Source organism: Bradyrhizobium sp. dw_411 (genome assembly GCF_018449695.1).
Classification (GTDB): Bacteria; Pseudomonadota; Alphaproteobacteria; order Rhizobiales; family Xanthobacteraceae; genus Bradyrhizobium.
In genome coordinates, this window is the sequence record NZ_JAAVUY010000014.1 from 175,102 (window position 1) to 187,708 (window position 12,607).

The window sequence follows — 12,607 nt, forward strand, 5'->3', positions numbered from 1 at the left end:
CTCTTACCTGAGGGAATTCTACGATGACCGATCAAACACACCCACGCACCGCAATGCTTCGACGACTTGTAGCGGCATTGACGCTTGCCTCGTCGATGGCCACGCTCCCGTCTGCAACATGGGCGGATGACGCGAAACCGGCCACCGATGTTCGGATCGGACAGCTTCCCGCGGCCAATACGCTGACCATTCAAGGACTCGACGGCAGCGACGGCCCGCTCCGCGAGGTGCTGGCCAAAGCCGGCGCCAAGCCGGTCTGGGCCGGCCCGTTCGCGAGCTATCCGGCCGCCGCCGAGGCCGCCAAGGCCGGCAAGATCGACATCACTTCCAGCGGCTTCGCCAGCCTGATCAACGAGGCGAAAGCCAAAAGCGACATCCTGCTATTCGCCATCGAGGCCGATCATCTCGGCGAAGGCATCGTCGTGCGCGGCAATTCGGGGATCAATTCCGTCAGGGATCTCCAGGGCAAGAAAATTGCCGTCAACTTCAAGGGCGGCACCGGCGATTATATCGTCGCGCGTACGCTCGAGGAGAACGGCCTGTCGCGCGAGGGCATCACGACCATCAACATCAACAATCCCGAAGACGGCGTCGCCGCCTTTGCGAGTGGAAATGTCGATGCGATCGCCACCTGGGACCAGTATCTCGCGGCTGCCATCAATGTTCCCGGCGCGAAACTGCTGGTGGACGGCAAGCAGATCAAATCGCTCAATAGCTGGGTTCATTTCGTCACCCGCGACTTTGCCACCAAAAACCCGAAAGCCCTGAAAGCCCTGTATGACGGTCTGGTTGCCGAAGCGGCGAAGATCGACGCCGATCCGTCGCTCGATTCCGCCGCTTACAAGAAGCAGGGCGCGCCGGCCAAGATCATCGACACCATCGCAGGCTGGAAGCTCAAGCCACGCATCATTCCGATCGACGATGCCGGTCTGGCGCGCGTTCAGCAGATCGCCCGGCAGACATATGCCTATGGCTTCCAGGAAAATCTGGTGGACGTCACCAACAACGTATTTGACGTCACCAAGGTCAAGTAAGAGGATGTACCCGGTCGATATCAAGGGCATCCAGCGTTCGTATTCCGGGTCGGAAGTTCTCAAGCACATCGACCTGAAGATCGCGCGCGGCGAGTTCGTCGCTTTGTTGGGCCGGTCGGGCTCGGGCAAAAGCACGCTGCTCAGGATTTTGGCCGGGCTCGATCGACCCGATGGCGGCACAACGAGCATCAGCGCGAATGTCGCCATCGTATTCCAGGATGCGCGGCTGCTGCCGTGGGAAAACGTCGCGCGCAACGTCGCCATGGGCCTCACTGAGCAGGACGCAAAAGAGCGCGTACGTAACGCGCTCGCGGAAGTCGGCCTGTCGCATCGCATCGATGCCTGGCCGGTGACGCTGAGCGGCGGCGAAGCACAGCGCGCGGCACTGGCCCGGGCGCTGGTTCGAGAGCCGGACCTGCTGCTGCTTGACGAGCCTTTCGGCGCCCTCGATGCCCTCACCAGGATCGCAATGCACGATCTCGTGCTCGAACTGTTCGAGCGGCACCGTCCGGCCGTCTTCATGGTAACGCACGACGTCGACGAAGCCATCAAGCTGGCCGATCGTATTCTGGTGCTGGATAACGGTCACATCCACGCGGAATTCACGGTCGAGCGCAGCCGCGACGGATCCCTGGCGGCGGCGTCCACATCGATCCGGGCCGACCTTCTTCGCGCCCTCGGCGTGGCGCACAGTTCAGGGCGAAGCCGTACCGGTCATGAAACCGAGAGTCATCACCTGCGCCTGGCGGCTCAAAATGGAGCGATATGAATGCTGAGCGAAGCTACACGACAATCCCTGAACCGGCGCGCGACGCTGCAATCGCGGGTCAGCGGCGAGGAATGGCAGGCGCGCGTCACGCTCGCGGCCTGCTACAGGCTTTGCGTGCCCTATGGCATGACCGACCTGATCTACAACCACATCTCGTTGAGAATACCGGGCACGGACAATCAATTTCTGATCAACGCCTTTGGCTTCCTGTACGAGGAAGTCACCGCCTCGAACCTTGTGAAGATCGATCTGGACGGCAATGCGCTTGACGAAGACCCGCTCGACATCAATCCGACGGGATTCGTCATCCACTCTGCGCTGCACCGGGCGCGGCCCGACGCCGCGTGTATCTTCCACACCCACACCAAGGCCGGCTCCGCCGTATCCAGCCAGAAACACGGCCTGCTTCCGATTTCGCAGCACGCATTGCGCTTTCACAATCGTGTCGGATACCACGCGTTCGATGGATTGGCCTTGAACCATTCGGAGCAGGAGCGGCTCGCGCGCAGTCTCGGACCGCATAACGCGTTGATTCTCGCAAACCACGGCCTGCTGACCTGCGGCAAGAGCGTCCGTGATGCGTTCGAACTGATGTATTATCTTGAGACAGCGTGCCGTATCCAGATCGATGCATTGGCCGGCGGAACGGAGCTGATCTATCCGCCCGAAGAAGTGCGGGAACGCACGGCGCAACAGTTCGAGAATTTCAATCCATTTGTCGCCGATCGCGATTGGCATGCGCTGCTTCGCAAGCTGGATCGCAGCGACGACAGCTACAAGTCATGACATCCAGACGAACATCTGAGGCGTTACGATGACAGCGCGTAGCCCGTAGGATGGGTTGAGCGCTCGCGAAACCCATCGTCTCGCTACGAATCACCGATGTGATGGGTATCGTTGCGCTCCATCCATCCTACGGGGCTGCGGCAGCAACACGTCCACCAGCGTGTCGCCATGGCATTGTTCGCGATGAATTCAGCGCTATATGGCAGGAGCGCGCGGGTTTGTTTTCGAACCCGCAAACATGAACACCTGCGCGTATCTCGCACCGCCTCACCTTTGGACTCCCATGACGCCCCTCTCTATCCTCGATCTCGTCCGTGTCACCCAGGAAACCGACGCGCGTGGCGCGCTCAACAATGCGCGCGATCTCGCGGTGCATGCCGAGGGCTGGGGATACCGGCGCATCTGGGTGGCCGAGCACCACAACATGGCGGGCATCGCCAGCGCGGCGACCTCGATCGTGCTCGCCCATATTGCCGAGGGCACCACAACGATCCGCGTCGGCGCCGGCGGCATCATGCTGCCCAACCACGCGCCCTATGTGATCGCCGAACAGTTCGGGACGCTGGCGCGGCTGTTTCCGGGCCGCGTCGATCTCGGCCTCGGGCGGGCGCCCGGCACCGATCAGTTGACGCTGCGCGCCTTGCGCCGCACGCCGGAGGCGGCGGATAATTTTCCGCAGGACGTCCTCGAAGTGCAGGCGTTTCTGGCGCCGGCCGGTCCCGATCAGCGGATCCAGGCGGTGCCGGCCGCGGGCACCGACGTGCCGCTATGGATCCTCGGATCGAGCCATTTCGGCGCGATGGTCGCCGCCGAACTGGGATTGCCTTATGCGTTCGCTTCGCATTTCGCGCCCGAGCAATTGCTACAGGCGCTGCAGATCTACCGCGAGCGCTTCAGGCCGTCCGAGCAACTGGACCGCCCCTATGCGATGGTCGGCGTCAACATCATCGCGGCCGGGAGCGACGACGAAGCCAGACGCCTGGCGACGACACAACAGATGTCGTTCACCAATATGGTGCGGGGCACGCGCGGCCTCAGCCAGCCGCCGATCGACGACATCGAAACCTATTGGTCGCCACCGGAAAAGGCGCAGGTCCAGCGCATGCTCGCCCATTCCATCATCGGATCGGGCGCGACCGTCCGCGCCGGGATCGACGCGCTGGTCAGGGAAACCGGGGCGGACGAACTGATCGTGGTTTTCGACATCTACGACCACCCGACCCGGCTGCGTTCGTTCGAACTGATCGCTGGGGCTGCGGCCAGTTAATCCCGATCCGAAATACCGTTTGCTGCGCGCACAGTTAATCGTGAGCTGCTTTGGCGCCGCGCAGTTTTGCCCGCCATGTCCCTTGTTTGACCATATCGCCGATCAAATCCGCCATGACGCGGGCTGCGGCTTCGCTGGCACGGGAATGCATCGTTCGCTGTGAAACAACCACCGACAGCGTCCATGACGGAACGGGATCGACAATGGGTATAGCCGCCATCTCGCCTCGCGCCATCTCATCGACAAAAGCGAAATGCGGCATCACCGCCATGAACTGGCCGTCGCACACCAGTTTTGCGATCGCGGGCAGGCTGTCGCAATCCCGCACGTTCATCGTGATCTCATGACGCGCGGCCAATTGTTCGATCACCGTGCGCAGCACGTTCGGGCGGCCCGGCAACACCACGGGAAACTCAAAGGCTTTGCGGAACGAAACCGATCGTCGTTTTGCAATCGGACTCTTCGCCGGCACGAACAGCATGAGATCTTCGGTGATCATCTCCGTCCAGGCGACGTGCTCGAACGCCTTGTGATCGTACAGCAGCGCGACATCAAGGCGGCCCGCCTGGATAAATTCGTCGAGATAGCCCGTCATGGCCTCGACGATATGCAGGGTTACGTTGGGCAGGCGTTCGGCCATGACCCGAAACAAGGGCAACGACAATCCGCGGCAGGCGGATGTCGGAAGGCCAACCGAAACCCGGCCAGTGGGGTCCGAGGTTTGCGAGCGCAGCACGCCTTTTGCGTTGTCGATCTCCTGCAGGATGCGGCGCGCATGCTCGTAGAGTTGCTGTCCCTGCTCGGTTGTCGTCACGCCTCGCGCATGACGAACGAACAGCGGCACGCCAAGCTCCTCTTCAAGGCTCTTGATCTGCTGGCTGAGGGAGGGTTGCGCGATCCGCAGCACTTCCGCCGCCCGCGAAAAATTTCCGGTTTCGGCGATCTGCACGAAGTATTTGAGCTGCCGCAGATCCATCCGAAGTCTTATTTCCTCTCGAGAAGCACGCTCAATTTGCTGTAAAAATATGCATTTGTAAAAACGATTGCCTACTGCGTGAAATAATAGAGTTTAAACAGCAATTTGCCTCGCACTCTGCTGCACCAAACGCGAGCAGGATCAACTCGATAGGATTTACCTATATCTTTGATTGGAAATTGGTCTTTGTTCAATGGATTTCTTTGCCGTTAGCTCCGCGCCGAGCGAGGCCGAAGCTTGTTTCGGCCATCGAAGCGGGAGATCCGACATGTTTTTACAAACGATGGTGCGCAGCTCCGTCGCTGTGGCTGCGGTTCTGGGATTTTTCTCGACCGCCGCTCACGCGGAGCAGGAGCCGTGCATCGGAAATTCGGCGGCCACTACCGGTCCGGCGGCCTTCGGCGGACAGTCGATCAAGATGGGCGCTGAAATCGCGATTGATGAAATCAATGCCAAGGGCGGCGTCCTCGGCAAGCCGCTGCGTTTTGTTCAATACGACGATGCGGGCGCGCCACCGCGTGGTGTCGACAACACCCGCCGTGTGGCGTTGTCCGACAAATGCGTCGCGATTCTGGGCGGATATCATTCCACTGTCGCCGTCGCGCAGGCCGAGCCGGTCAATGAAATCGGCATTCCCTATGTCGGCGTGCTGGCTGCCAATACCAAGGCGATCGAAAATGGAAAAACGCCGAACTTCATGTTTCGCGTGTCCGCCAAGGATAAATGGGTGGCGCGCTTTCTCGTCGAGCAAGCCTTGAAGTCCTCGAAGACCGGCAAGATCGCCTTCCTGTACGAGAACACCGGTTGGGGCAACGGCGCCTTGCCTGACGTCAAGGATGCGATGTCCAAGGTCGGCAAGGAACTGGTCGCGGCGGAAACCTTCAACTGGGCCGACCAGGACATGACGCCGCAGATCATTCGCGCACGGGACGCCGGCGCCGATCTCGTTCTGTTGTGGGCGCTTGACCGCGAGGGCAACCAGATTCTGCGATCGATGGACAAGGTGGGCTGGAAGCCGCCCATCATCGGCGCATGGGGCATCGCGGGAAATCTCGGCGAACTCGCCGGACCGCTCGCCAACGGCGTTGAGGTCATCCAGACCTACACCTTCATGGGCAGCATGGATCCGAAGAAACAGGCTTTCTGGGACAAGCTGAAAGCGAAATACGGCATCAAGGATCCTTCCGAGATCAAGATGGGATCGGGCGTCGCCAATGCCTACGACGCCGTCTACATCATCGCCAAGGCGATCGAGAAAGCCGGTTCGTATGATTGGGCGAAAGTTCGCGAAGCCTTGTACACGGTGAATTACGACGGCCTCGTTGCCAGTTACGAGCCAGCCTTTGACGCAAAGGATCCGGAGCGTCAGGACGCCATCTTGCCGAAATATTACAAGCTGACGGTCTGGACCGACGGAAAGCTGCTTCCGCTCGAACAAACCAGCTACGGCAAAAGCAACTAGGCGCTTCAAGCGATCGGCGCTTCCCGCCCGATCGGACCTGCTGAAATTCGACGAGCATCAATGCGCGCTCGTCGAAACCGGAAAATGGACTTTCGTCACGCGATTGCCGCTGCAGCTTGCTGCCGTACGTCCTGACAGCATGGGCGGGGGACCGCGGCTGGCTTTTCCTGATCCAATCACGACCGAACGACTGACGGTACTTTGACAACAACGATTCAGTACATCCTGTCGGGGCTGGCCATCGGTGGCATCTACGCGCTTGTCGCGCTTGGTTTTCACATCATGTGGTCGGCCGCCCGGGCGGTGAATTTCGCGCATGGCGACACGTTGATGCTCGGCGCGGTTCTCGCCGTGGTTGGCGTGGATGCGGAAATCCCGCTGCCGATCGCTTGCCTTTTGGGCATCATCGCCGGCGCCGTCTTCGGTGTGCTGCTGGAGCGTTTCGCAATTCGTCCGTTCACGGCGACCAGCAATTCGATCGGCTGGATGCTCACCACCATCGCGGTCGGTGTGATGATCGAATCCCTGGCAACGCTGCAATTCGGCGGCTTTTCACGGCCGCTCGCATCTCCGGGGGTCAAGAGCGCGGTCCACATTCTGGGCGCCGGCGTCTATCCGCAGGAACTGGCCATCCCCGTCTTCGCTCTGCTGGTCATGTTCGGATTAAAACTCATGCAGCGCCACACGCTGGTCGGCCGCGCGATGCAGGCGGTGGCGCATGACAAGCGCGCTGCCGCGCTGATGGGCATCAACGTCAATCGCATCGTTGCCTTTTCATTCGCGCTCGCTTCGCTGCTGGGAGCCGCGGCCGGCGTACTGGTCGCCCCCGTGATCCAGGTGTCGGCGAGCATGGGCGCGCTGCTCGGCTTGAAAGGTTTTGCGGTCGCCATCATCGGCGGCATCACCAGCGCCCCGGGCGTCGTCATCAGCGGATTGTGCTTCGGCATCATGGAGAAATTCGTCGAGGGCTACATCTCGACGGCGGCGCGCGAGATCATCGGATTCAGCGTGATGATCCTGGTGCTGCTGGCTTTTCCGCATGGACTCTTCGGCAAGCGCGAGGTTCTCAAGGTATGAGATATCTCGCACCCGTTTGTTTTTTTATTTTTGCGGCGATCCTCGTCGCCGTGCCGCTGACGGCCGGCAATGAGTACGAGCTGCGTTTGTTCATGCTCTTCCTGATCTACGGGATTATCGCGGTAGGTCTCAACGTCCTCGTCGGTTTGGCCGGGCTGGTATCTCTGGGACAGGCCGGGCTGTTTGCATTGGGATCCTATTCGGGCGCTATCCTTTCCACCCGACTGGGTTTTGACATCGTCGGCTCCTGCATCGGCGCCGCCATCATCTCCGGTCTGTTCGGCGTATTGCTGGCCTATCCGACGGTGCGGGTCCGCGGCGTCTATCTCGCGGTCGTGACGATCGCCTTCGGTATCATCGTCGAGAACGTTGCGATCGAGTGGCAGTCGCTGACCGGCGGCACAACCGGACTGAGTTCGATTCCGAAGCCGAATATTCTCGGCATCAGGCTGTCGGGCTTCGCGTTCTACGGCGTGCTTGCCGTAACGCTTTTCGTATTTACGCTGCTGATCCATAACCTGAAGATATCCCGTTTCGGCCGGACCATGCTGGCGGTCGCACAGAGCGAAACGGCGTCCCGCGCGCTCGGCATCAACTCGACGGGCCTGCGCACGCTGGCATTCGTGATCTCCGCGGTGACAGCCGGCATCGCCGGAACATTCTATTCGTTTCTCAACTCGTATATTTCGCCGGATATCTTCACGTTTTCCGACAGCGTCCGCTTTCTCCTGATGGTCATCCTCGGCGGCGCCGGCTCGACCTTTGGCCCGGTGATCGGCGCTTATCTTCTGACCTACCTTCCCGAGTACCTGCAGCAGTTTCAGCTCTGGCAGAAATTTGCTTACGGTGCGCTGTTGCTGGTTGTGATGTTCGCACTGCCACGCGGAATCGTCGGCACCTTGCAATGGGCATTCAATCGCCTGCGGCCGCCTGCCCCCGCACTTGCTGCCACGGAAGGTCTGCCTGTCGAGACGACGCTGCGCCACGAGAAAAAGATGCTGGCCGCCGAACTGGTGGCAACCGCCCTGACGGTTCGCTTTGGTGGGCTGAGCGCACTTTCGAACGCTTCCCTGCGCGTCAAGGGCGGGGAAATCCATGCGCTGATCGGCCCGAATGGCGCCGGGAAATCGACGTTCGTCAACACCATCTCCGGATTTTACCGGCCCGACGAAGGCCGCTGCGAACTCGATGGTGTCGAACTGACGGGCCGCCGATCGCTCGATATCGCGCGGCTTGGTCTCGCCCGGACATTCCAGAACACCGAATTGTTCGGCGAAATGAGCGTTCTGGAAAATGTCATGGCGGGTTACGACCAGCGCCTGACCTACGGGCTCACGCAGGCGCTGCTCCGCACGCCAAAAATGCGCCGCGAAGAGCGTGAGTGCCGCCAGACCGCCATCGGCCTGCTCGCGTTTGTCGGTCTCTCGCAATACGCCAACGAGGAAGCGCGCTTCCTGCCGTTCGGCCTGCAACGCCGTCTCGAAATCGCCCGCGCGCTGGCCGGCAGGCCGCGGCTGCTGTTGCTTGACGAGCCCGCTGCCGGCCTGACGACCCAGGAGATCGACGACCTCGAGGCGATGGTGCGCCGTATCGCGGCGCTGGGCGTGTCAATATTGCTGATCGAGCATCATGTCGATCTGATCATGGCGCTGGCCGATCACGTCACCGTGCTGGATTACGGCCAGGTCATCGCAAGCGATAATCCCACAGCGATCCAGGACGATCCGCGCGTCATCGAGGCCTATTTCGGTGCACCGCTCGATCGCGCCGCTGCCGTCGGGGCCGGCGCATGAGCGATATCCTGCTTGAGATTCAAAATCTCGAATTGCGCTATGGCGCGGCCGTCGCGGTGCGGGATATTTCGCTCAAGGTGAAACGCGGCCAGCTTGTTGCCGTCATAGGGAACAACGGCGCCGGCAAGTCGTCGATGGTACGCGGAGCCACAGGGCTGGTGCGGCCTTCCGGCGGCAAGGTGTTTTTTCGCGGCGAGGATACCACGACACTCCGCGCCGACCGCAAGGCCGCGCGCGGCCTCGTGATGGTACCGGAAGGCCGGCTGCTGTTCCCCGATCAAACCGTCGAGGACAATCTGATACTTGGCGCCTATCTCCGTGGCGGCCTGAAAAGCGAAGGCTCGCGCGCCACGCTCGACAGGGTCCTTGAACTATTTCCACGCCTCCGCGAGCGCATGCAGCAGCAGGCTGGAAGCCTGTCGGGCGGCGAACAGCAGATGCTGGCGATTGCACGCGGCTTGATGGGTCAACCTGAACTGCTCGTGATCGATGAGGTCTCGCTCGGGTTGGCTCCCAAGATCGTCGATCAACTGATGAAGGTACTGGCCGCGCTCAATCAGGAAGGACTAACGATCCTTCTGGTGGAACAACTCGCATCCTATGCACTGGCGATCGCCGATTACGGCTTTGTCGTCGCCAATGGGCGCATCGCCCATGAAGGCTCCAGCACCGCATTGTCACATAACCCCGACGTGATCGAAGCCTTTCTCGGCAAGAAAAAATCTACCCCTGTCCCCACGAAGCCCAAGGAGTAACCATGGCTCAACGTATCGTCGACCTCAGCCTCACCATCGAAGACAACATGCCCGCGCACAAGCTGTTTCAGCGCCCGGTCATTGCCCTGCACATGAGCCACGAAAGCACCAAGGCTGCTAACCTTGGCGTACCCGGCGATCCCATGACGTTCCAGACCAATTTCATCGCCATGCTCGATCACGTGGGAACGCATGTCGACGCCTATCGTCACGTCAATCCGAAGGGCGCCCCGGTCGACGAGATGCCACTGGAGACGTTCATGGGCAAAGCCGTCTGTTTCGATCTCCAGCACATTCCGGATCTCGGGGATATCACCGCTGCAGATATGGAAACGGCGGAAAAGAAGGCCGGCGTCAAGGTGGATGGCCACATCGTGTTGCTCTGCACCGGCTTCCACAAGCGCAACTATCCGTCGATGGATTCGGTCTGGAAAAATCCGTTGCTGACGGTTGAGGCGACGCGATGGCTGTACGATCGCAAATCGAAGATGCACGGCGTCGAAGGTCCTTCGACCGACAAGCCGACCGACAACATCTTTGCGCAGCATCGGCTGTGCCGCGATCTCGGCATCAGCCATTGGGAGTGGCTGGTCAACCTTGAAGAGCTCCTCGGCAAGGGAGAATTCCAGTTCTTCGGCGTGCCGTTGAAGTTCAAGGGCGGTTCCGGCTCACCGGTACGCGCCTTTGCGGTCCTGAACTGACCGCCCGCTCCAACGCGACGGCGAGGTAAAGCCATATAACGAGAAGGTCCGGGAGATATGTTCTTCCGGGCCTCAACCGGGGCCAGAAACATGTCCAGCGAATTTGACACCATGAGTGCGATGGAGATGCGCCGGCGTATCGCCGCCAGGGAGATATCACCGGTCGATGTCACACGTCGGGCGCTGGCCAAAGCCGAAGCGACCCAATCGACGCTCAATGCATTTTATATTCTGATGCCGGAACAGGCCCTCGCCGCGGCGAAAGTCGCTGAAGACGCCGTCATGAAGGGGGCGCCTCTCGGGGCGATCCATGGCATCCCATTTTCGACCAAGGATCTGATCGCCGTCAAAGGCGTTGGCTACGCCTCGGGCTCGCGCACCATGGCGGGCAACGTCGCCACGGTTGATGCACCCTCGGTCGAACGCGCCAAGGCGGCCGGCGGCATCCTGATCGGCAAGACCACGACGAGCGAGTTCGGCTGTAAGCCGGTGGGCGACAGTCCGCTGACCGGTATCACGCGCAATCCCTGGAATCTGGCGAAGACGCCGGGCGGATCGAGCGCCGGAGCGGCGGCTTCCGTGGCGGCCGGCATCACGCCGTTCGCGTTGGGAACGGACGGCGGAGGATCCATTCGCATCCCCGCCTCGTTCACCGGCCTGTCAGGCCTCAAGGGACAATTCGGGCGGGTCCCGGTGTGGCCGACCTCAGCGACACCCACGCTGGCGCATGTCGGGCCGCTGGCCAGATCGGTAACGGATACGGCGTTGTTGTTCTCGGTGATCGCGGGCTTCGACCGCCGCGATCCAGCCGGTGTCGCAGGCCCGGTACCCGATGTGCTCGGCGCTTCACGCGCCTCCGTCGCAGGATTGAAAGTCGCTTACAGTGCCACGCTGGGATACGCGCGGCCCGATCCCGAAGTCCTGAAACTTACCGATCGTGCGGCCCGCACATTCGAGGAGCTCGGATGCCAGGTCGATCAGGTCGAGAACGTCTTTGAAGCCGATCCTGCCGATCTGTGGACAGCCGAGTTCTACGCGGGCGTCGGAATTCGCCTCCGCTCGTTCATGGAAAATCAGCGGGAATTGCTGGATCCCGCTGTCGCCGATGTGCTTGCGCCGGCGCTCGATCAGGAGATGCGGGATTATTACACCAAGGTTTTTGCCCGCTACGCCTTGCGGGACCACGTTCGCGGCTTTTTTGAAAAGTATGACATCCTGATTTCGCCTACTCTCCCCGTGACGTCGCTGGATGCCGGCAAGAATATTCCGGATGCGCTAACCGACCGGAATCTCGTTTCCTGGGTTTACTATACCTATCCGTTCAACCTGACGGGCCATCCAGCAGCCTCGGTTTGCGCCGGACTGGCCTCTGACGGCATGCCGGTGGGACTGCAGATCATCGGCCGCTCACACCGGGAAGAAGATGTCATCCGCGCCGCGGCCGCCTTTGAACGAACATTCGACCGAGGTTACAACGTCAAGCCGTTTGAATATTGAAACGGCTCTCCGCTGTTGGATTCGCTTCATCACTTGACCGGGAAATGCACCATGGAGACGCCGCCGGACGCGTAGTTGGGGACATCGCCCGCAACGGCCTTTCCTTCCGGCGATCCGAGCGCGCTCATCAACGCCGCTTCGCTTTCGAAGTCGGCCTCGAACACGCAGAACGGCGCCTTGCCGGGCCCCAGCGGCTTGACGTCGAACGCGTAGGTGGCTGATTTCAGGCCCGGAAGCTTGTGCGCCAGCGGCACGTGGGTCTCGACATAGTACTTTTTGAAATGCGCCGGGTCTTTCGGCTCGTTGTATGTGACCAGCATTCTGTGCATTGGCTTCCTCCCGGCTTGTTTTGACGCGCCTGTTAGCGGCTGCTCACACAATCATAGCATGGCCACGACCCGCAAGGCCTGCGCTGCCGGAATGGCCGGCAGCGGGACCACGCGAATCAAAAGCCCGGCGGATCGAAAGCCCGCGATGGTGTAACCTGTGC

The 12,607-nt window shown here is 60.9% G+C and carries 12 protein-coding genes; 10 read left to right on the forward strand and 2 right to left on the reverse strand.

The features are described from left to right. The first annotated feature begins 23 nt into the window (after window positions 1–23). The 4 genes from HB676_RS23545 (at window position 24) to HB676_RS23560 (ending at window position 3,856) form a co-directional block, all read left to right on the forward strand. Complete coding sequence (locus HB676_RS23545; RefSeq protein ID WP_213740819.1) at window positions 24–1,034, forward strand: NrtA/SsuA/CpmA family ABC transporter substrate-binding protein; 1,011 nt, start codon at window positions 24–26, stop codon at window positions 1,032–1,034. A gap of 4 nt (window positions 1,035–1,038) precedes the next feature. After that, a complete protein-coding gene (locus HB676_RS23550) occupies window positions 1,039–1,803 on the forward strand; it encodes an ABC transporter ATP-binding protein (RefSeq protein WP_213740820.1) in 765 nt (254 codons plus the stop codon). Next, window positions 1,804–2,589, forward strand: coding sequence for a class II aldolase/adducin family protein (locus HB676_RS23555; RefSeq protein ID WP_213740821.1), 786 nt, complete (start codon window positions 1,804–1,806; stop codon window positions 2,587–2,589). A 283-nt stretch (window positions 2,590–2,872) separates the two neighbouring features. Continuing rightward, window positions 2,873–3,856: an LLM class flavin-dependent oxidoreductase gene (locus tag HB676_RS23560; RefSeq protein WP_213740823.1), complete on the forward strand. Its 984-nt coding sequence runs from the start codon at window positions 2,873–2,875 to the stop codon at window positions 3,854–3,856. A 34-nt stretch (window positions 3,857–3,890) separates the two neighbouring features. On the opposite strand, the gene HB676_RS23565 is transcribed toward HB676_RS23560, so the two are convergent. Further along, window positions 3,891–4,832, reverse strand: coding sequence for a LysR family transcriptional regulator (locus HB676_RS23565; RefSeq protein ID WP_213740825.1), 942 nt, complete (start codon window positions 4,830–4,832; stop codon window positions 3,891–3,893). A 283-nt stretch (window positions 4,833–5,115) separates the two neighbouring features. Here HB676_RS23565 and HB676_RS23570 point away from each other — a divergent pair, with 283 nt between their 5' ends. The 6 genes from HB676_RS23570 (at window position 5,116) to HB676_RS23595 (ending at window position 12,117) form a co-directional block, all read left to right on the forward strand. Further along, window positions 5,116–6,294, forward strand: coding sequence for an ABC transporter substrate-binding protein (locus HB676_RS23570; protein ID WP_249780434.1), 1,179 nt, complete (start codon window positions 5,116–5,118; stop codon window positions 6,292–6,294). 201 nt (window positions 6,295–6,495) lie between these two features. Beyond that, complete coding sequence (locus HB676_RS23575) at window positions 6,496–7,371, forward strand: branched-chain amino acid ABC transporter permease (protein ID WP_213740828.1); 876 nt, start codon at window positions 6,496–6,498, stop codon at window positions 7,369–7,371. Then, on the forward strand, window positions 7,368–9,164 hold the full coding sequence (locus HB676_RS23580; protein ID WP_213740829.1) for a branched-chain amino acid ABC transporter ATP-binding protein/permease: 1,797 nt from the start codon (window positions 7,368–7,370) through the stop codon (window positions 9,162–9,164). The genes HB676_RS23575 and HB676_RS23580 overlap by 4 nt, the downstream gene beginning before the upstream one ends. Next, window positions 9,161–9,919, forward strand: a complete 759-nt coding sequence (locus HB676_RS23585; protein ID WP_213740830.1) for an ABC transporter ATP-binding protein — start codon at window positions 9,161–9,163, stop codon at window positions 9,917–9,919. Before HB676_RS23580 ends, HB676_RS23585 begins: the two co-directional genes overlap by 4 nt. A 2-nt stretch (window positions 9,920–9,921) precedes the next feature. Beyond that, the gene (locus tag HB676_RS23590) at window positions 9,922–10,620 is read left to right on the forward strand and encodes a cyclase family protein (protein ID WP_213740831.1); all 699 of its coding nucleotides are present in this window, start codon (window positions 9,922–9,924) and stop codon (window positions 10,618–10,620) included. A 90-nt stretch (window positions 10,621–10,710) separates the two neighbouring features. Next, window positions 10,711–12,117, forward strand: coding sequence for an amidase family protein (locus HB676_RS23595; RefSeq protein WP_213740832.1), 1,407 nt, complete (start codon window positions 10,711–10,713; stop codon window positions 12,115–12,117). Between the two features lie 29 nt (window positions 12,118–12,146). Here the strand turns inward: HB676_RS23595 and HB676_RS23600 are convergent, their stop codons facing one another. Continuing rightward, window positions 12,147–12,446 (reverse strand): EthD family reductase, encoded by a 300-nt coding sequence (locus tag HB676_RS23600; RefSeq protein WP_213740833.1) that lies wholly within the window; start codon window positions 12,444–12,446, stop codon window positions 12,147–12,149. Window positions 12,447–12,607: the final 161 nt, after the last annotated feature.